The sequence below is a fragment of the Mycobacterium sp. SMC-19 genome (assembly GCF_045310815.1).
Classification (GTDB): domain Bacteria; phylum Actinomycetota; class Actinomycetes; order Mycobacteriales; family Mycobacteriaceae; genus Mycobacterium.
On the sequence record NZ_JBJIAM010000002.1, the window covers coordinates 14,036 to 34,220 of the forward strand.

Genomic DNA, 20,185 nt, shown 5'->3' on the forward strand with positions numbered 1-20,185 from the left:
GATCCGCAGCTCCCTTGGTGCGGGACTACCCATCGAGGCTTACAACGTAAACGTCGATTGCCGGGGTATCGATCGGCACCGGCGAAGCTGCCCGGACGGCGCTAGGGTGGCGAACGGGAGCTGATCGGCGACGCTGATGACTGGCGCGCCGATCCGGGTCGGGGATGTCGGGGTGATGGTATGCGGGTTTCTTCTGCATGGGTGCTTGTCGTCGCGGGGGCCGCGCTGGCCTCCGGATGCGGAACTCACGGCCTCAAGGTCCTGCCGAGCACCCCATCGGCGGTGCCCACCACCACCATCATGGCTGCGCCGGTCGCCGAGGAGGCCCTGCGCGCCCTGTTGCTCACCCCCGAGCAGGTCAACCCGATCATGGAGGCGACCGATATGGCCGTCACCCGTACCCATACCGCCCTGTCGGACGACAGCGCCACCATGCAACCTCAGGAGTGCCTGGCCATCGACGGTGCGGCCCAGGCGCCGGTATACGCCGACAGTGGCTACACCGGGGTGCGGGAGCAGGCGCTCAGTGAGGGTAACGATTTCGAGCACTTCGCCGAACAGGCCGTCATCGCGTTCCCGTCGGCCAAGCGGGCCGCCGCCTTTGTCGCCAATGCGGCCCGACAATGGCCGGCCTGCCACGAGTACAGCCATCTGCAGAGCGGCACGACGTGGACCGCGGGACCGATCGTCAACGCCGACGGCATGCTGAGCACCGTCGCGACCCAAGACAATGCGGGCAACGACGTGAGTTGGGCCTGCGGGCGGGCGTTGACCGTGGCCAACAACGTGGTGATCGACGTCAACACCTGCAGCGCGGACCCCAGGGACACCGCGGTGGTCATCGCCGGGCAGATCGCTGCGAAAGTGCCGAACAGCTGAGTTCAGGGCAGATACCAGCCGCGAATGCGGTGGAATCGGTGCCGCCCCGCCACGGCATTCGCGGCTTGCAGGCCCGACATGACCGCTGCCTCGATACACCCGGCGTTGATTCCGGAATCGGTCCAATCGCCGGCCAGAACCACGTTGTCGTAACCGCTTTCGTCGGCGCGCAGTCGGTAGCGGTCGGTGCCGGGGATGGACTGCACGTACCGGTCGGAGGGATCGACGTTGACGCTGACGTGCTGGGTGTTCAGCGCCGCGCTGCCGCGTTCGCCGTGGACACCACTGAGCAGGTGCCAGTTGAACCCCGCCTCGCTGACGGCGGCGGGAAGGAACCGGTACAGGTGATGATCGAGGTGGTCGACGACCTGCTCGTGGACCCGCCGCTGGTGTCGCTGCAGATAGCCGGAGCCGACTTCGTCGGTGGGCCACGCCGCGTCCAAGGTGCCACAGAAGTAGGCCACCGTACCGGGCCGATCGTGCTCGGGCCAGTCCTCGGCCCACAGCGTCTGCGGCATGGATGCCCAGGTCTCGAACGGGGGCAGATAAGCGCTGAGCGTCACCCCCGGATCGTTCCAGCCCAGCTCGGGTTCGTTGGGGCGCAACCAGATCTGAAAGGCCTGGGTCGCGACGGTGCGCACCTCCGCGGTCATCCGACGCCACTCCGGCCGGTCTTCGACCAGTTCGGCGGCGACCACCGGCAACATGCCCAGGGACACGGCCAATACGACGTGGTCGAAGTCGACTCCCCGGCGTAGCACCCGGGTCTCGGCGTCGGTGTGCTCTGACCAATGCGTTTCCAGCGCATGCCAACCACCGTGGGGGATCCGATCGGGTGCGGCGAGTTGGGCGGTCAACGGGCTGCTGGGAAATACCGGCAGGCCGCGCACCGTCGTCAGCGGCTCATAGTGGGTGCGGCCGTCGGAGAGGCGCACCTGCCGGGCAAGTGTGATCGCATCGACCGACTGCCGCCGGTCATCGAGGTGCAGCGCCTCGAGGCGGTGGAAGAACTCGAACTCGACGCCGCGTTGCCGCAACGCCTGGTACAGCGGTGCGATGACGACATCGCCCATTCCGGCGGTCATTTTCCAGAAGATCGCGCCTTGGTGGCTGAAGAGCGCCGAACCGGTCATCAAGATGGCCAGTCCGGCCCCGAACGACGGCCGGTCAGGGTCAGCGTCGGCATAGCCGAAGACAAGGTCGTACAGCCCTCGGACCAGCGCGAAATCGCCGACGTCGGGATGTGCCCCATGGCGTAACAGCCAGGCGATGAAGTCTTCGTCGTTGATCGACCGGAAGCCCCGTGGATCGGTGACCAGATTGTCGGCCAGGATGCCGCGGATCACCGCGGTCATCATCGACAGCAGCAGCCAGTACCGCTTGTGGTCGGGCCGGTGGTCGTAGTCGAGTGCCGTGCGCACCGCCGCCAGGGCGTCGTCGACCAGCCGCGGGACGGTGGCCTGCGCCGACCGAGGTTCGGCCAGTACGGCCAGTACGGCGAGTGCTGCGTCGACGACCGTCTCGCTCAATCGCGCGGTTCGCGGTGGATCGGGGGAGGTGGTCAGGGCAAATCCGAGCCACGCGGTACCGCGCTGCGATTCGGCGAAATCACAGACCAGTTGCACTGCACGGCGGGTGAATTCCACCACCGTCATCTCGCGCCCGGTACTGTCCGCCTCGCCGGGCAGGCCGTCGTTGCCGGTGAAGGTGGCCAGCCAGGTCAGCCAGTGGCCGCCGAACTCATCGGCGACCGCGACATTGTCCGCCGGAATCAACGCCTGGTCCCAGGTGGCCAGTGGTGCCGTCGGATCGGTTGTGGCCCGGTCGAGTTCGGCGTAGCACTCGCGAAGCAGCCGGAAGGCGTTCTGGTAGCAACCCAGCCAGACGTGTAGCCCATGTTCCTCCACACGTCCGTGCGGGCCTCGGCTGGATGCGGCCTTTCCGCCGAGTCGCCAGCCGCGCTGGTAGACCGTGATGGAGTCGAAGCGATCACGCCAACCCGGTTCGCTCAGCCGCCACGCGGCGCTCAGTCCGGCCATGCCGCCGCCCAGGATGGCGACGCGGCCTCCGGCTCTACTCACCTGAGCAGCGCCCGCGCCCGGCGCAGTTCCGGCCAGTCGCTGTCGGCCGGAAACCGGTTGATCGCGTCTCGCAGTGTGCTCGTTGCGGTTTCGCCGCGCAGTTCGACGTTGTCCACCGCGGCACGCAACTCGAAAATCAAGGCGCCCTGTTCGTGCGCGGTCGCGATTGCCGTGCGCAGGTCCGCTTCGCGCGCATCGGCGTCGTCGAGGGTCCGCGCGCGCAACCGAAACAGTTCCGCGCGGTAGAAGTTCACGCCGGTGTCGTCGGCCGCCTGCAGTGCCGCGGCCAGGCGTTCGCGGGCCGCGTCGGTCCGGCCGGCGGCGAGCAGCAGCCGGACGAGCACCGCGTGGTAAAAGCTCGCGAAGATGTTCCACTTGGTCTCGCCGAATTGGTCGACGATCCTTGCCATCTCGTCGATATGCGGCTGCAACGCGGCCGGATGTTCGTCGCCGGCCGATAGTGCCGACACGGCTCGGATGGTGGCCCGTTGAATGGAAACCAGCATTGCCGCGTACTCGAAGCCGTGCCGTTCCACCTGTACCGCGGATTCGTCGGCGACATCGGTGGCGAGGTCCAGTTTGCCGGTCTCGATGGACATCCAGATTTGGTAGAACCGTTGGTAGCCAAGGCTGAAGGGCCCCTGGGGGAAGCCGAGGCCGGCCACCCGACGGACGGTCGCGGCCAGCTGGTCTTCGGCACCGGCGAGATCACCTTGGACGAAGCGGGTCAGCGCCAAATGGGTGTGCACCGACGTGATCGGGTCGCAGGGAATGTAATACACCGATTCGTAGTCGATGTTGGTAGTGGCGAGCACCGCTGCGACCAGTTCGAGCGCCGTGCGTGCGTCGTTGAATTCTCCGCCGAACAACGCGGCCGTGCCGAACGCGGAGCGAAACCAGCTCTGGCCGGCCAACCGACTCGACTTGGCGAGTTGCAGGCATCGGTGCAGGTCCCCCCTCGTCAGGTAGTAGGCCCAGAGGGTGGCCAGGGTCGCCGAGCGGTCCTCTTCGCGCAGACTGGTGTTGGCCAGCTGCAGGCAACGTTCGAGGTCGGCGGAGACCTCCGGGTACAGGGGCCCGTTCACTGCGGTGGTGAGGAATGCTCGCTCAAGGCGAAGGTTGGTCTCGCATCCGTCACGGGCCGGGGCTGGTGTCGCCCGTTCGATCTGGATGATGGCGCGGGTCAGGTTGGCGCGGGCTTCGTTGATGGCGCCTCGAAGCCGGGCATCGGATGCTGCCCGTCGGTGGGCGTCGGCGGCTGCGTCGAAGCGTTGCGCGTGTTCGTAGTGCAGCGCCACCAGATGCCAGTCCGGATTGTCCGAGGCGGCGACGATCGCGTCGGCGGCACGGCCGTGCAGGGTGCGGCGCACGCTGGGCGGTGGCAGCTCGTAGGCGACCTCACGGAGCAATTCGTGACGAAACCGCCAGCGTTCCTTGGCCGTGGGGAGGAAGACGCGCGCGGCCGCCAGGGCCTGGAGGGCCTCGTCCAGGCCGGACTCGCTCATCTCGACGACACTGGACAAGATGGCGCGGTCGAACTCCCGGCCGATGGTGGCGGCGGCCTCGACCACTTCAATGGTGGTGTCGCTGGCCCGAAGCCGTGAGAAGAGCGGTTCGTAGAGCGCGTCGGGGGCGCGCGCCCAGCCTGCTGCGTCGGTGGGTTGCTCGTGGAACTTGGCGACGACCTCCTCGATGTAGAGCGGCACACCGTCGCAGCGGCGCTGCACTTCGGCCCGCTCGGCCCCGGACAATGCCGGGTCCAACGCGGCGACCAGCTGGTCGGTCTCCTGCGCGGTCAACGGTGCGAGGTCGAACACCTCGATCTGCGCCGCTATGGCGCGAAGGGGGCGCGTGTCGCGCGCGGTGAGCACCGCGAGCAGCGTGCCGGTGTTGCCCCCGAGGAGCGCCGCGATGACGTCGAGTGTCGAGGCATCGAACCACTGCAGGTCCTCGGCCAGGATCACGGCCGGACCGGATCCGACACAGGCACGCAGATATCCGACGATGGCCTCGATGATCTGCTGGTAGAGCTTGGTGCCCTCGGCCTGCACTGGTTGGTAACCATGCTCGGCCGCGATGCCCAACACCGGCGCCAATAGCGGGACGGCGGCGGAAGGCTCAAAACCCTGTGCTTGCAACTCTTCTTCCAGTAACCGCATCCGGGCGCCTTGGGCGGTCGTCCGCTCGATCCCGCACCGTTGCTCGAGCAGGGCGCGGATCGGGTAGAGGCCCGCGTCGGCCTGAAACGGTGATCCGATCAGCGCCAGGGCCGGCCTGCCGGACTGTTCGGCCAGGTCGACCGCCGTCGCGGCCAATCGACTCTTGCCCATACCCGCCTCGCCGCTGAAGCAGACCCCCGCAACGGCCAGTGCACCGCTTTGAGCCTGAATCCAGGCCTCCTGCAGGTGGGCCAGCTCGCGTCCTCGGCCGATCAGTGGCCGCGTCGGAACCCGCGTCCGGCCGAGGTGTTCTTCGACGACTCGGTAATGTTCGACCGGCTCCTCGATGCCTTTGACGCGTTGGGCTGCTCGGGCTTCGAGTTCGAAGTGGTGGCACACCAGTGGCGCGATCGCCCCGGAGACGACCACGCAGCCCGGCGGCGCCAGGCCGGAGACCCGGGCGGTCAGGTTGGCGCCCAGCCCGTATACGTCGTCTTGCGCGACGTCCAGATACACCAGCCCCCGGTGGACGCCCACCCGCACCGAGATGTCGAAGCCGAATCGCGTTCGCACCCGATCGCTGAGTTGCGCGATCTCCCGGGTGATGTCCAGTCCGGCCTGGACGGCTCGTCGCACGTCGTTCTCGTGGGCTATGGGATGGCCGAACACCGCGAGCAGTCCGTCGCCCTTGGTGGAGAAGATGTGGCCCTCGTAGCGCTCGACGACGTTGGTGACCTGCTGTCGGTAGCGCCCGATCACCGTGCGGTAGATCTCCGGGTCGATACGGGTCGACAATGCGGTCGAGTCCACGACATCTGCGAAAAGTATTGTCATCCGCCGAAGTACGTCGCCGCCGACGGCCGGTGCAGCGAGCAGATCTTCGGCGTCTTGATTGTCCCCGTCGATGGTGAGTACCTGCTCGGCCAGGGCGCTGGCGGTCATACGGTCGCCGGTGTTGATTGCTTGCACCGCGTGATCAAGCAATTCGTCGATCGTGCTCGGAGGATCGGACATGGTCACAGGTCTACGGTGACGGCCATCTCGTGCTGCCGCGAAATGCTGGCCTGCACACTGGTGAGCCGGACGCTGCCGCGATACGTGCCGCTGGAATAGTCCTGCCCTCTGACGCCCACCCGGAAACGGCTCGCGTGGACACGCAGGATGCCCGGCACGAACACCAGTGCATGCGCGCCGATCGCATCGGATTCGGCGCCGAGCCGACGGAAGGGCTGGGCGACCGACAGCACCCGCTCGCAGCCGCTGTCGGGTTCGGCTTCGATGAACTCGGACAGCTCCACGTCGTCGGTTGACGTCGGGCTCCAGAACGAGAACATGGCCTGAGTCCACTGGAGGCTGGCGGCCATCCCCAGATTGAGCAGCTCGCTCGCCGTCTTGGCGACGTGTTCGGAACCATACGTGCCGTTGCGGATCTGGTGGTCGACCCGCTGCATGAGCGCACCGGCTTCGTTGACTAGGCGCTGTGATGTAGTGGCGTACTGGGTGATCCAGCCGGCGGTATCGGTCATCTTGCGCCCCCTTGGCTGGCCCGCAGTCGATCCAGATAACGCCAGGGATCGGAGGCAAGCCGGGCGGCCAGATCGGCGGCGAGCGTTATCGACTCCTCGATGGGCATTGCCCCGGCCGCCCATTTGGCGGCCAGCGCCGCGCTCCTGCCGGACATGTCGTCGATGCACTGGTTGACCATCTCGACGGCCAGCGTCACGGCGCTCGGGGCGCTGTCACCGGCTCCCGGCGACGTGTGGGCCGCCGCGATACCGGCGATCTGCGCGGGCGCCGACGGCTCCCAATCCGTCCAGCCCTTACCCCCGGCCTCAGCGCGTTTGGCCACGCCACCCAGCAGCAATTCCACACCCTGATCGCCGTATCCCAGCACACAGCCGAAGACGGCCGCGGGAACCCAACCCAGGTCCCGGAAACCGGCGACCTTTCTGGTGCGCACCCGCACGCCGGGGCTGGCGGCATCGCCGTCGGTGGCGGTCATCCTGATGAAGCCCTCGTCGATCACCATCCGGCCGTCGCCGTGCTCACCCGTTGCCGGATCGTCGTCCAGTGCGAAATCGACGCATGCGGTCGGCGCCGATGGTTGGCCCTCGACGCCGGCGCTCTTCCAGTACTTCAGCGGTGTCACCAGCTGCGGTGTTCCGGCGATCGGACAGGTGGTGCTGCAATGTTCAAGTACCCGGCTCCAACCGTCCGGGCGGGTGGGCCAGCCCTGCATGTAGCAGAAGAACGGCAGGCAGTGATGCCAGTTGAGCGGGTCGACGACATTCTTCAACTCGTCGAGTGACACTGCGGGGCTGGTGAACTCGGTGTTGTACACCACGCACAGTCGTCCGCGCACGAACTTGGGTTTGGCTTGGCACAGCGGCACCGCAGCGATATCGGCGCGGATCAATCCCGCACTGACAGCGATGTGCATGACGTCCGGCCAGTCGGAGCGATCGTGGAAGGCGCGTCGTAGCAGGCTGAGCAGATCAGTACCGTGCGCGGCGCCAACGATGGTCAAGGTCGCGGCGAACTGGTCATCCCACCGGTCGGGTGGGTAATACTGCGGCAGGTGGCTCAGGGCCCCGATCGCGAAAACCAAGCGGGACAACTGCACCGCGGTCAGGGGCTGTGACTGCGTGTCGGTGACAGATCCGTTTCCCGTTTGCAGCGTCGCCAACGCCTGGCCCAGGTCCGGGGCCGCGGGCGCACCCACCTCACGGTGGTCCAGACCGGCCAGGAAGCCGAGCAATTCTTCGTACCACCCCGCATTCGCCCCTGCAGTGTCTGGAAGATAACGCTCGACGGTGGCTTCGATTTCCGGGTCGCCGGTGTCGGTGACCGCTTGATCGAGAGCGCCGTAAAGCGCCAACAGAGATTGAATCGCAGTTGCCATATCGGTCGCCACCATTGGGCCTCCGATCTCCCGATTAAGCAGGTAGTATACGGCGTTCAGGTCGTTTATCGGCAAGCCCCGCAGCATTAAATTCTCGGTAACACGGATAATTTCCACAAGGGGAAATTGGTGAATAAATCTTTCGATGACGGGTCTATCGACGATTTACCGTGGGCGTCAATTTTCGACCCCGCCGCCAATGCACGTGCGCTCAGTGCGATCCAGGCCGAAGGATTCCGTGCGGCCCGCAGAATCGTCGATCAATTCGCTAAAGCAGCCGAGATCGCGCCCGATTGCGCCTCCGCCAACCGCAGCAGCGGCGCAGGCCCCGCCGGCCTGTCGGAATGGGAACAGCTGACACGGGCCTGGTGGTCGACCGCCGGGCAGTTCCTGCTTCGGTCGCTGCCTGCGCGCCAACACGGCGACGGCGCGACGGTGACGCTGGACATCAATGATCCGTCGTCCAAGGGCGCCTTGACACTTCGGGTCACCGGTCCGGGTTCGGCCACCGGTGAGGTCTGGTTACACAACCGGGAGACCGACGACCGCGCGGAGGTCCGGCTGCGGTGCAGTGAGCTGCTCGGCCACGGCGGCCAGGTGATCGGGGCCGACGCGGTGCGGGTGGAACCGGCCACGGTGCCGATGCCGCGCAGGTCCAGCCGTGGCGTGCAGATCACCGCCGATGTCGGGCCCGAGGTCTGCCCGGGTACCTATCGCGGCACCCTGCTGGCCGTCGGCTATCCCGATCTGTGGCTGCCGGTGGTGCTCACCGTCGCAGCGCTGGAACCGTGACCGACATCGCCGACCGCGAAGCGGTGGCCGCGGTCGATGAGCGCCTCGGCGAGGTCGCCCGGATGGTCCGCCGTTCGATGCTCGACGCGCTACCCGACGGCGAACCCGCCAAGTGGCTGTACGCACCGCTGCGGGCGTATCCACAGCGGCCGGGAAAGGCACTGCGGCCGGCACTGTGCCTGTCGGCGGGCCGGGCCTTCGGTGCGGACACCGACGCACTACTCGGTATCGCCGTGGCGATCGAGTTGCTGCACAACGCTTTCCTGGTCCACGACGACATCGCCGATGGCAGCGAGATGCGCCGCGGTAGGCCGACGTTGGGCGCCCAGTACGGCATGGCGACGGCGATCAACACCGGCGACGCGTTGGCCCTGGTCGCCGGGCAGGTGCTGCGGCGAGCGACCCGCCAGCTCGACCGCGACCTGGCGGAACTGGTGTGGGCCGAGTTCGACACGATGGCGCTGCGGACCTTGGAGGGGCAGGCGATCGAAGTGGGCTGGCAGGCCGACCAGGTGGACGACCTGCGCCCCGAGGACTACCTGAATCTGATCCTGCACAAGACGTGCTGGTACACCACCATCCATCCGCTGCGGGTGGGGGCGATGGTGGGATCGGGTGGCACCGCGGAGCTGGGGACGCTGGTGCGGTTCGGATTTCATTTCGGCGCCGCGTTTCAGATCCGCGACGATCTGCTGAACCTGGTCGGCGACGAACGGATCTACGGCAAGGAGATCCTGGGCGACATCTACGAAGGGAAGCGGACCCTGCCACTGGTCCATCTGCTGTCCGTGGCGCGACCAGCAGACCGGGACCTGCTCGCGGACTACCTGCGCCGCAGTCGATCGCAGCGCTCAGCGGCGCTGGTGCGGCAGGTGCGCACTCTGATGGACGACTACGGCAGCATCGCGTTCACACGCCAGTACGCCGAGGGCATTCTGCTGGCGGCCCAGGAGTACTTCGAGGGCGCGTTCGCCAATGCCCGCCCCGGCCCGGATCTGGAGTTCCTGCGCGCGCTGGTGCCGTATGTGTGGGCGCGGTGGCGCTGACACCTGCCGGGCACGCCTTAAGGTGAGTGCCGTGGCCGAGACGGCGCCGCTGCGCGTGCAACTGATTGCCAAGACCGAGTTCACTCCGCCGCCGGACGTGCCGTGGAGCACTGACGCCGACGGCGGTCAGGCCCTGGTGGAATTCGCCGGCCGAGCCTGTTACCAGAGCTGGTCAAAACCCAACCCGCGAACCGCCACCAACGGGGCCTACCTCAGCCACATCATCGACGTCGGGCATTTCTCGGTGCTCGAGCATGCCTGCGTGACCTTCTACATCAGCGGCATTTCGCGGTCGGCCACCCACGAGCTGATCCGGCACCGGCATTTCTCGTTCTCCCAGCTCTCGCAGCGTTACGTCCCGGAACCGGACTCGCGGGTCGTGGTGCCGCCCGGCATGGAGGACGATCCGGAGCTGCAACAGATCCTGACCGACGCCGCGGACGCCAGTCGCGCCGCCTACGTCGAGCTGCTGGCCCGGCTGGAAGCCAAATTCGCTGATCAGCCCAATGCGGTCTTACGGCGCAAGCAGGCCCGGCAGGCCGCTCGTGCCGTGCTGCCCAACGCCACCGAGACCCGCATCGTGGTGACGGGCAATTACCGGGCGTGGCGGCATTTCATCGCGATGCGCGCCAGCGAGCACGCCGATGTCGAGATCCGCCGGCTGGCAGTCGAGTGCTTGCGGCAGCTCACCGAGGTGGCTCCGGCGGCATTCGGGGACTTCCAGATCAGCGCGCTGGCCGACGGCACCGAAGTCGCGACCAGTCCGCTCGCCACCGAGGTCTGAGCAACTCCAGGGGCCAGGTAATCTTGGGGCCGTGAGCAGCAGCGGATTCGACGCCAAGGCGCAGTTCGGCACCGTGCTGACCGCCATGGTCACCCCCTTCGGCGCGGACGGCTCGGTGGACACCGACGCCGCCGTGCGCTTGGCCAATCGCCTCGTCGACGCCGGTTGCGACGGTTTGGTGATCTCGGGCACCACTGGTGAGTCGCCGACTACCGCGGACTACGAGAAGCTCACTCTGCTGCGTGCGGTAGTCGAGGCGGTCGGTGACCGGGCCCGCATCATCGCGGGCGCCGGCAGCAACGACACCGAGCACAGCGTGCGCCTGGCCGAGGCGTGCGCCGGGGTCGGCGCACACGGCCTGCTGGTGGTGACGCCGTACTACTCGCGTCCGTCGCAGGCCGGTCTGTTGGCGCACTTCACCGCCGTCGCCGACGCCAGCGCGCTGCCGGTCATGCTCTACGACATCCCGGCCCGCTCGGTGGTGCCGATCGCGCCGGACACCATCTTCGAATTGGCTGAACACCCCAACATCGTCGCGATCAAGGACGCCAAGGGGGATCTGCACGCCGGAGCACAGATCATGGCCGAGACCGGATTGGCCTACTACTCCGGCGATGACGCCCTCAATCTGCCGTGGCTGGCCATGGGAGCCACCGGATTCGTCAGCGTGATCTCGCACTTCGCAGCCGGTCAGCTGCGTGACATGCTGGCCGCATTCGAGGCCGGCGACGTGGAGACCGCCCGCAAGATCAACGTCTCGATCGCCTCGCTGTCCAACGCGATGGGGCGCGTGGGCGGGGTGACTTTCGTCAAGGCCGGTCTGCGGTTGCAGGGTTTCGAGGCGGGTGACCCACGGTTGCCGATGGTGCCGGCGTCCGCCGCCGAGGTCGACGAACTGGCCATCGACATGCGCGCCGCGTCCGTGCTCGGGTGAGGTGCGGGTGACTGACGAACTTGCCCCGCCGGGGCCACTGACTGAAGGCGGACTGCGCGTCACCGCGCTCGGCGGTGTCAGCGAAATCGGCCGCAACATGACCGTTTTCGAGCACCTCGGCCGACTGCTGATCATCGACTGCGGCGTGCTGTTTCCGGGCCACGACGAGCCCGGTGTCGACCTGATCCTGCCGGACATCCGGCACATCCAGGACCGACTCGACGACGTCGAGGCGCTGGTGCTGACCCACGCCCATGAGGACCACATCGGCGCCATTCCGTTCCTGCTCAAATTGCGGGCCGACATCCCGGTGGTGGGTTCGAAGTTCACCCTGGCCCTGGTTGCCGCCAAGTGCCGGGAGCACCGCATCAAGCCGGTGTTCGTGCAGGTGGCCGAGGGTCAGCGCAGTACTCACGGGGTGTTCGAATGCGAGTACTTCGCGGTGAACCACTCCATCCCGGATGCACTGGCGATCGCGGTGCACACCGGCGCGGGCACCGTGCTGCACACCGGGGACATCAAGCTCGACCAGCTGCCTCCGGACGGGCGTCCGACGGATCTGCCCGGGATGTCGCGCCTGGGCGACAAGGGCGTGGACCTGTTCCTGTGCGACTCGACCAACGCCGAGATTCCCGGTGTCGGTCCGAGCGAGAGCGAAGTCGGCCCCACCCTGCACCGGCTGATCCGCGGCGCCGAGGGCCGGGTGATCGTGGCGTGCTTCGCCTCGAACGTGGACCGGGTGCAGCAGATCGTCGACGCCGCGGTGTCGCAGGGCCGGCGGGTGGCCTTCGTCGGCAGGTCGATGGTCCGCAATATGGGGATCGCCAAGGATCTGGGCTTTCTGCGGGTCACAGACCGCGATGTGATCGACATCGGGGCCGCCGAGGAGATGCCGCCGGAGAAGGTGGTGCTGGTCACCACCGGAACCCAGGGCGAACCGCTCTCGGCGCTGTCACGGATGTCGCGCGGCGAGCACCGGTCGATCACGCTGACCGCCGGTGACCTGGTGGTGCTGTCGTCGTCGCTGATCCCCGGCAACGAAGAGGCCGTCTACGGCGTGATGGACGCGCTGGCCAAGATCGGCGCCCGGGTGGTCACCAACGCTGCGGCGCGGGTGCATGTCTCCGGGCACGCCTACTCCGGCGAGCTGCTGTTCCTCTACAACGGGATCCGGCCGCGCAATGTCATGCCGGTGCACGGCACCTGGCGGATGATGCGCGCCAACGCCGCGCTGGCCGCCCGCACCGGGGTGCCCGAGGAGAACATCGTGCTGGCCGAGAACGGGGTCAGCGTCGATCTGGTCGCCGGGCAAGCCCGCATCGCCGGTGGGGTGCCGGTCGGCAAGATGTTCGTCGACGGGCTCGTCGACGGCGATGTCGGCGATGCGACGCTGGGGGAGCGGTTGATCCTGTCCAGCGGATTCGTCGCGATCACGGTGGTGGTGCGCCGCGGGACCGGCAAGCCGGTGGCTCCGCCGCACCTGCATTCGCGGGGTTTCTCCGAAGACCCCAAGGCCCTGGAGCCGGCGGCCCGCAAGGTCGAGGCGGAGCTGGAATCCCTTGCTGCAGAGCAGGTCACCGATCCGGTACGGATCGCTCAGGCGGTGCGCCGCACGGTGGGCAAATGGGTGGGCGAGGTCTACCGGCGTCAGCCGATGATCGTGCCGACGGTGATCGAGGTCTGAACCGGCTCGCACCTCAGAGCTTTTCGGCGTACACCGACCATTCCAGGTCACTCGCGCCCAGGTTGCGGCCGGTGGGCTCGACGTAGCGCTGAAGGAATTGTTCTGGTCCGGCCTGCTCGATAAGTCGCCAGCCGTATCCGGCAAGAAAATCCGCCACCTCGGCAGGCTGCAGCCCGAAATGCCACAACTTGTTGACCATCCTGCGATACAACGCCGGCGAGCCATACAGGTTCGTACCGTCGATGAAGTCACGCTGGACGTAGGTGAACACCAGTCGGCTGCCCGATGCCGCCGGGCGCAGCCCCTCGAGGGTGCTCCGGACGGCGCTCTCGCTCAGGTATTGGGTCACGCCTTCCCATACGAAGAACGTGCGGAACGCCGTTCGGTAACCGTGCTCGACGAGGGCGGTCAGCACGTCGTCGCGGGCGAAGTCCAGTGCCACCAGCCGAACCGACAGTGGCAGGTCACCGAGCACCCGGCGCACGGTGGCGGACTTGCGGGCGATGTTGACGGCCTGATCGACCTCGAAGACCGGGATGGGGTTATGCCGGGCGAGTCGGTAGGCGAGCGTGTCCAGGCCCGCGCCGAGGACCACGACGGCTTGGACACCCTCACCGGCCTCATCGACCCGGTCGGAGATGAAACGCTTACGGCAGGTCAGGTTGACCCACAGGCCCGGCCCGGATCGGTCCATCGCGGCGATGAACCATCTCCGCAGCGGCGCGGGCCGCAACGCCGCCACCAACCAGCGCAGGGCGGCCGGCAGGAACGGCGCCGCCAAGTCGTCGTCGATCAGGCGTCGCCCCGGCGGCTCGTGGTGTTCGATAGCCGCGAGCACCATCGGGCCGTAGGCCGTCTGCGCTGCCGTGTTGCGTGCCACGGCTACCTCTTGTTGATGAACCCGGCGTCGACGGGCAACGTGATGCCGGTGATGTAGCGGGCCGCATCGGATACCAGCCACGCCACCGCGTTGGCGATGTCTTCCGGTTCCAGCACCGCCACCGGCAGCGCATTGCCCATGTCCGGTGGCTTCCCCGTCGCGGCGGTGAGCTCGGCCAGCCAGCCGCGGACGTAGTCGTTGTTGATCATCGGGGTGTCGACACCGGCCGGGTGCACCGAGTTCACCCGAATGCTGTGCTGCGCCAGCAGGTTCGCGTAGACCCGCATCAGTCCGACCAGCCCGTGCTTGGCTGCGGCGTAACCGATGGCCCCGGCATCGTGGCTGCCGATACCGGCCAGGCCCGCGGCCGAACTGATCAGCACGATCGACCCCCCGTCGCCTTGGTCGACCATCGTCGGAATCGCCGCCTCGATGGTGTGGTACACCCCGGTCAGGTTGACGTCGATCACGTCGTTCCAGCCATCGGCCGCGGCCATGGGGGCGATGCCGGCGTTGGCCACCACGATGTCCACCCGGCCCAGCTCGTCGACGCCGGCCCGCAGGGCGGCGCCCAACGCCACCTGGTCACGCACATCGGCCTGCCGGGCCACGATGCGCGCACCGGTGTCTTCGACCAGCTTGACCGTGGCCGCCAAGTCCTCGGCGTCCGCCAGCGGATAGGGCACGCTGTCGATCTGCTGGCACAGGTCGACGGCGATGATGTCGGCTCCATCGGCGGCCAGTCGCAGGGCATGGGCGCGGCCCTGGCCGCGGGCGGCGCCGGTGATCAGCGCGACCTTCCCTTGCAGGTTTCCGCTCGACGGCCGCGCTGTCACGGACGCAACTGCCCTTTGCCCGGGTCGCCGGCCGGGACCGCCTGCAGCATTTTGATGTCGGGTGCGCCGGCCAGGTGCTCGGTGAGGCTGCCGAACAGCTCACCGACGGCGGGCGCCGTCGAGTGCGCCTTCAACGCATCGGCATCGGCCCATTGCTCGATGAACACGAAGGCTCCGTCGGCTTCGTGCAGGGAGTAGAGCTGGCAGCCCGGTTCTTCGTGCACCTGTCCCACCGCCTTGGTGCAGATTTCGCGGACGGCCTCGACCGATTCCGGCTTGACGGTGAAGGTGGCGACGACGACCACGGGCATATGCGGCTCCTTGGCTGATGGGGGATTCACGGGCCACCCTACCCAGCCCTGGGCCGGATGCGCGGTGAACCGACCGGCCGGGGCCAGTGTGGCTTATGGTGCAGATGGGGTAATTGCGACTAGGCTTGCCGATATGGCTAGTAAGACCGCTGCTAGTAGGGCTCCCGCGCGTTCCGGTACCCGAACGACCAGGGCAAAAGCCGGTTCCAAGGCCGCCGCCAAGGGTGGTTCACGGCCCGCCCGGTCACGCCCGGCAGCCAAGCCGCGCCGCGCCGCCCGGCAGCATTCGGGTCCCGTGGCGCTCGGGATGGCGTGTGGACGCCTGGCCCGCGCCACCTGGCTGATGGTCGCCAAGGGCGCTGGTAGCGCCGCACGCTCGGTGGGCCGCGCCCACGACATCGACCCCGGCCATCGCCGCGACGGCATCGCACTGGCTTTGCTGGGATTTGCCGTGGTGACAGCCGCCAGCTGCTGGCTCGATGCCGCCCGGCCGGTCGGGGCGTGGATCGACACCGGTCTGCGCACCGTGATCGGCGGAGCAGTGGTGCTGCTTCCGGTACTGGCTGCGGCCGGCGCCGTGCTGCTGATGCGCACCGAACCCGACCCGGAGAACCGGCCCCGGCTGATCCTCGGGTCAACCATGATCGGGCTGCCGATCCTGGGCCTGTGGCACCTGTGGTCGGGCTCTCCGCAGAGTCCCGATGGCCGTCTGCACGGCGCCGGTTTCGTGGGGTTCGCGATCGGTGGCCCGCTCGCCGACGGACTCACGGCGTGGATCGCCGCGCCGCTGCTGTGCATCGGCGTGCTGTTCGGCGTGTTGTTGCTGACCGGTACCACCCTGCGCGAAGCACCCGAGACCTTGCGCACGATGTTCCGCGGCGACTACGACGAAGACGACTACTACGACGATTACGACGACTACGACGATCAGGACTACGACCAGGCCTACGACGATGCCGATGACGACGACACCGGCGTCGGGGCCCCGGCCGGCGGTGCCAGCCGGTTCGGCGGCCTCGAGCCCGACACCAAAGTCGACGACGCTCCGGACTGGCAGTCGCGCACCCCGCTGGACAACTACCCACTCGACGAAGAGCCCGCCGCTGCGCCGCCGCCGGTCAAGCCCGTGCGCCGCAAGGCGCCCAAGGAGACCAAGGCGGCCAAATCCGCTGCCACCACGGTCGTCCTCGACCGGGTGGTGGAGGGCCCCTACACGCTGCCGGCGCTGAGCCTGCTGGTCGCTGGGGACCCCCCGAAGACACGCACCGCCGCCAACGACCAGATGGCCGACTCGATCACCTCGGTGCTGGAGCAGTTCAAGGTCGACGCCGCGGTCACCGGTTGCACCCGCGGTCCCACCGTCACCCGCTACGAGGTGGAGTTGGGCCCCGGGGTGAAGGTGGAGAAGATCACCGCCCTGCAGCGCAACATCGCCTACGCGGTGGCCACCGAGAGCGTCCGGATGCTTGCGCCGATCCCGGGCAAGTCCGCCGTGGGCATCGAGGTGCCCAACACCGACCGCGAACTGGTGCGGCTGGCCGACGTGCTGACCGCGCCGTCCACCCGCGGCGACCACCACCCGCTGGTGATCGGGCTGGGCAAGGACATCGAGGGCGACTTCATCTGCGCCAACCTGGCCAAGATGCCGCACCTGTTGGTTGCCGGCTCCACCGGTTCGGGCAAGTCCAGCTTCGTCAACTCGATGCTGGTCTCCCTGCTGGCGCGGGCTACCCCCGAAGAGGTCAGGATGATCCTGATCGACCCCAAGATGGTGGAACTCACGCCGTACGAAGGTATTCCACACCTGATCACCCCGATCATCACCGAGCCGAAGAAGGCCGCCGCAGCGCTGGCCTGGCTGGTCGAGGAGATGGAGCAGCGCTACCAGGACATGAAGTCGTCCCGGGTGCGTCACATCAACGACTTCAACGACAAGGTCCGCTCCGGCGAGATCACCACGCCGTTGGGCAGCGAACGGGTCTACCGGCCCTACCCCTACATCCTCGCGGTCGTCGACGAGCTCGCCGACCTGATGATGACCGCTCCCCGCGATGTCGAAGACGCGATCGTGCGGATCACCCAGAAGGCCCGCGCCGCCGGCATCCACCTGGTGCTGGCCACCCAGCGGCCGTCGGTGGACGTGGTCACCGGCCTGATCAAGACCAACGTGCCGTCCCGACTGGCGTTCGCCACCTCGTCGCTCACCGATTCGCGGGTCATCCTCGATCAGCCGGGCGCCGAGAAGCTGATCGGCATGGGCGACGGGCTGTTCCTGCCGATGGGCGCCAACAAGCCGATCCGGCTGCAGGGGGCGTTCATCTCCGACGAGGAGATCCAGGCCGTCGTCAGCGCCTGCAAGGACCAGGCCGAACCGGAGTACACCGAGGGCGTCACCGCCGTGAAGACCAGTGGGGATCGCACCGACGTCGACCCCGACATCGGCGATGACATGGACGTCTTCCTGCAGGCCGTCGAACTGGTGGTGTCCAGCCAGTTCGGCTCGACTTCGATGCTGCAGCGCAAGCTGCGGGTGGGCTTCGCCAAGGCCGGCCGCCTGATGGACCTGATGGAGACACGCGACATCGTCGGCCCGTCCGAGGGCTCCAAGGCCCGCCAGGTGCTGGTCAAGCCGGATGAGTTGGCGGGGACGCTGATGCTGATCCGCGGCGGCAGTGCCCCCGACGACGACGGCGGCGACGACGAGTTCTAGCCACCGGCGCCGAACTCTGGGCGCCCTGTGCCGAGTGTGAATCTCCCGACGCGACACGCCGATAGGCCGTCGCAAGATTCACACTCGACGGGAGCCGGCCGGGAACCGGCGGCCATGAGCCGTCGGCTACGCGCTGTGCACCAGGGCCAGCCCGTGCCAGTCGCGCAGCGGCTTGCGTCGCTTGCTGCGCGCCACCAGCCGGGCCACCGCGGCCTCCAGCCCATGGGCCAGTTCGTCGACCGCCGCGAACTCGAAGTCGGCCAGGACCCCGATGAACAGTTCGCCGGCGTAGCTGAGGACCGCCACGCCGGTACGCAGCTGCAGCGCGATGGGCGGCACCGGCAGCACCGCAACCACGTCGCAACCCATGATCTGCAACGGCTCTGAAGGGCCGGGGACGTTGGTGGCCAACGCCACGACGCCACGCTGGTGGAGTTGTCCCAGTAGCCGTGCCGCCCAAGCCGACCACGCCACAGGTAGTAGGCCGGCGGCCGACAGGACCGCGGGTCCGGCGTGGCGCTGCCCGCCGGCTTTGGCCCGCGCCAGCCGGGACCGCACGTCCAGCAACCGCTTCACCGGATTGGACTCCTCGATCGGCAGACGCGGCAACAGCACGGAAACCCGGTTGGCGGGGCTTGCCGGCGCATGCGCGGACAGTGCCGACACCGGCACCAGAGTGCGCAGCGAATCAGACTGGGGCACTTGGCCGCGCCGGATCATGAAGTCGCGATAACTCTCGGTCAGAGCCGCCAGCACCACGTCATCGGCGGTCACGTCGAACACTCGACAAACCTGCTGGACGTCGTCGAGCGCAACCCGTGCCGCGCTGTAACGGCGGCGGCTGGTGAGCGGACCGTTCAGCGACGACGCGGCCGGTTGCAGCAAGCCGGCCGCCAGTTCCACGACACCGCGCAGGTTGTGCACCCAATGCACCGGGTTGAGGTCCAGCAGCGGCCGGCCGTGCGGCGGTCGCGCCGCATCCTGTGCCGGCGCGGCGGTGTGGGCCGCCAGATGGGCTAATCCGTTGTCGGACAAGCCGGTCAGCATGTGCGCTGCCATGGTGCCGTCGGCGATGCAGTGGTGGACCTTCATCAACAGGGCCCACCGGTCACCGCTGAGTCCGCTGATCACCCAGATCTCCCACAGTGGGCGATTGCGGTCCAGTCGCCAGGACATCACGTCGGCCACCACCGTGTGCAGTTCGGCGTCTCCGCCGGGCGAGGGCACCGCGACCCGACCGATGTGATGGGCAAGGTCGAAGTGAGGGTCGTCCACCCATTCGGGTGCGCTCAGATCCAAGGCGTGGCGCACGAGGCGCTGCCCGAACCGCGGGCACCCGCGCAGACGTTCGGCCAGCGTTGCCTGCAGCGCGGCGTGGTCGGGAATCGGGCCGTTCAGGACGGCCAGCGTCCCGGTGGCCATGCTGACGTTGTGATCGGAATCCTCGACGCCCAGAAAGCCGGCGTCCAGGGGGGTCAGGTGCTCGGCCACGGCTGCCTCCAGTTGTCTGCAACTGTCAGTACCACTATCTCCTGTTCGGGTGGCCCGCGGCAGGGCCGGAAGTCCCCAGGTTCGGCCGCCGCGACACCCACCAGACACGCACCGGACACGGACCGGATACGGACCGGACACCAGCGGTTTTCCCGCGACGCAAGAGCGCGTAATCTCGCCACGTGGATTGGGCACGACTTTTCGCTTTCGACACGCCGCCCTCGGAGATCTTTGTCCGTGGAACAGTCATCTACATCGCGATCTACGCGTTGCTGCGGGTGGTGTTGAAACGCGAGGCGGGCACCAACGGCATCACCGATCTCATCGTCGTGGTGTTGATCGCCGATGCGGCGCAGAACGGGATGGCCGGCGGCTACCGATCGATCAGCGACGGCATCCTGCTCGTCGGGGTGATCATCGGCTGGTCATACCTGCTGAACTGGATGGCGCATCGCTGGCCTTCGGTGGCGAGGCTGTTGCGGCCGGGGCCGCTGTTGGTGATCTACGACGGCGCATTCCTCTACGCCAATATGCGCAAAGAGATGATCACCGAGGAACAGGTTCGCGAGCAGGCCCGCAAACAGGGTATTGCGGACCTTTCGGTAGTCCGTGAGGGCCGGATGGAATCCGACGGGCAGTTCAGCTTTCTCATCGGCGCCACGCGCCGGGCCCGCGATCTGGTCGTCGACTAGGGGG

General features: G+C 67.7%; 16 protein-coding genes. 8 read left to right on the top strand and 8 right to left on the bottom strand.

Annotated elements, in window-relative coordinates; all coding sequences use genetic code 11:
* Positions 1 to 180: 180 nt before the first annotated feature.
* Positions 181 to 879 (top strand): sensor domain-containing protein, encoded by a 699-nt coding sequence (locus tag ACJH5R_RS04120; RefSeq protein WP_406759155.1) that lies wholly within the window; start codon positions 181 to 183, stop codon positions 877 to 879.
* Positions 880 to 881: 2 nt separating this feature from the next.
* Here the strand turns inward: ACJH5R_RS04120 and ACJH5R_RS04125 are convergent, their stop codons facing one another.
* The 4 genes from ACJH5R_RS04125 to ACJH5R_RS04140 are packed head-to-tail and all read right to left on the bottom strand — an operon-like array spanning position 882 to position 8,021.
* Entirely contained in the window at positions 882 to 2,960 is a 2,079-nt protein-coding gene (locus ACJH5R_RS04125) for an FAD-dependent oxidoreductase (protein WP_406759154.1), read from the bottom strand.
* Complete coding sequence (locus ACJH5R_RS04130; RefSeq protein ID WP_406759153.1) at positions 2,957 to 6,133, bottom strand: ATP-binding protein; 3,177 nt, start codon at positions 6,131 to 6,133, stop codon at positions 2,957 to 2,959. Before ACJH5R_RS04130 ends, ACJH5R_RS04125 begins: the two co-directional genes overlap by 4 nt.
* Positions 6,134 to 6,135: 2 nt before the next feature.
* Positions 6,136 to 6,645, bottom strand: a complete 510-nt coding sequence (locus ACJH5R_RS04135) for a hypothetical protein (protein ID WP_406759152.1) — start codon at positions 6,643 to 6,645, stop codon at positions 6,136 to 6,138.
* On the bottom strand, positions 6,642 to 8,021 hold the full coding sequence (locus ACJH5R_RS04140; RefSeq protein ID WP_406759151.1) for a hypothetical protein: 1,380 nt from the start codon (positions 8,019 to 8,021) through the stop codon (positions 6,642 to 6,644). The genes ACJH5R_RS04135 and ACJH5R_RS04140 overlap by 4 nt, the downstream gene beginning before the upstream one ends.
* 129 nt (positions 8,022 to 8,150) lie before the next feature.
* On the opposite strand from ACJH5R_RS04140, the gene ACJH5R_RS04145 reads away from it, so the two are divergent.
* The 5 genes from ACJH5R_RS04145 to ACJH5R_RS04165 are packed head-to-tail and all read left to right on the top strand — an operon-like array spanning position 8,151 to position 13,261.
* Complete coding sequence (locus ACJH5R_RS04145; protein ID WP_406759150.1) at positions 8,151 to 8,813, top strand: hypothetical protein; 663 nt, start codon at positions 8,151 to 8,153, stop codon at positions 8,811 to 8,813.
* Positions 8,810 to 9,859 carry a polyprenyl synthetase family protein gene (locus ACJH5R_RS04150; protein WP_406759149.1) on the top strand — a complete coding sequence of 350 codons (1,050 nt, stop codon included), beginning with the start codon at positions 8,810 to 8,812 and terminating at the stop codon, positions 9,857 to 9,859. The genes ACJH5R_RS04145 and ACJH5R_RS04150 overlap by 4 nt, the downstream gene beginning before the upstream one ends.
* A 31-nt stretch (positions 9,860 to 9,890) precedes the next feature.
* On the top strand, positions 9,891 to 10,643 hold the full coding sequence (gene thyX / locus ACJH5R_RS04155; protein ID WP_406759148.1) for an FAD-dependent thymidylate synthase: 753 nt from the start codon (positions 9,891 to 9,893) through the stop codon (positions 10,641 to 10,643).
* Positions 10,644 to 10,674: 31 nt separating this feature from the next.
* The gene (gene dapA, locus ACJH5R_RS04160) at positions 10,675 to 11,577 is read left to right on the top strand and encodes a 4-hydroxy-tetrahydrodipicolinate synthase (protein WP_406759147.1); all 903 of its coding nucleotides are present in this window, start codon (positions 10,675 to 10,677) and stop codon (positions 11,575 to 11,577) included.
* Between the two features lie 7 nt (positions 11,578 to 11,584).
* A complete protein-coding gene (locus ACJH5R_RS04165; protein WP_406759146.1) occupies positions 11,585 to 13,261 on the top strand; it encodes a ribonuclease J in 1,677 nt (558 codons plus the stop codon).
* A 13-nt stretch (positions 13,262 to 13,274) separates the two neighbouring features.
* On the opposite strand, the gene ACJH5R_RS04170 is transcribed toward ACJH5R_RS04165, so the two are convergent.
* From ACJH5R_RS04170 to ACJH5R_RS04180, 3 genes are read right to left on the bottom strand one after another with little or no spacing between them, the layout of a single operon-like run.
* Positions 13,275 to 14,141 carry an SAM-dependent methyltransferase gene (locus ACJH5R_RS04170; RefSeq protein ID WP_406781370.1) on the bottom strand — a complete coding sequence of 289 codons (867 nt, stop codon included), beginning with the start codon at positions 14,139 to 14,141 and terminating at the stop codon, positions 13,275 to 13,277.
* Between the two features lie 2 nt (positions 14,142 to 14,143).
* Positions 14,144 to 14,977 (bottom strand): mycofactocin-coupled SDR family oxidoreductase, encoded by an 834-nt coding sequence (locus tag ACJH5R_RS04175; protein ID WP_406759144.1) that lies wholly within the window; start codon positions 14,975 to 14,977, stop codon positions 14,144 to 14,146.
* On the bottom strand, positions 14,974 to 15,288 hold the full coding sequence (locus ACJH5R_RS04180; RefSeq protein WP_406759143.1) for a putative quinol monooxygenase: 315 nt from the start codon (positions 15,286 to 15,288) through the stop codon (positions 14,974 to 14,976). The genes ACJH5R_RS04175 and ACJH5R_RS04180 overlap by 4 nt, the downstream gene beginning before the upstream one ends.
* A gap of 133 nt (positions 15,289 to 15,421) precedes the next feature.
* On the opposite strand from ACJH5R_RS04180, the gene ACJH5R_RS04185 reads away from it, so the two are divergent.
* On the top strand, positions 15,422 to 17,998 hold the full coding sequence (locus ACJH5R_RS04185; RefSeq protein WP_406781371.1) for a DNA translocase FtsK: 2,577 nt from the start codon (positions 15,422 to 15,424) through the stop codon (positions 17,996 to 17,998).
* Positions 17,999 to 18,124: 126 nt separating this feature from the next.
* On the opposite strand, the gene ACJH5R_RS04190 is transcribed toward ACJH5R_RS04185, so the two are convergent.
* Entirely contained in the window at positions 18,125 to 19,489 is a 1,365-nt protein-coding gene (locus tag ACJH5R_RS04190) for a wax ester/triacylglycerol synthase family O-acyltransferase (protein WP_406781372.1), read from the bottom strand.
* A gap of 182 nt (positions 19,490 to 19,671) precedes the next feature.
* Between ACJH5R_RS04190 and ACJH5R_RS04195 the strand changes: the two genes are divergently transcribed.
* Positions 19,672 to 20,181 (top strand): DUF421 domain-containing protein, encoded by a 510-nt coding sequence (locus ACJH5R_RS04195; RefSeq protein ID WP_406759140.1) that lies wholly within the window; start codon positions 19,672 to 19,674, stop codon positions 20,179 to 20,181.
* Positions 20,182 to 20,185: the final 4 nt, after the last annotated feature.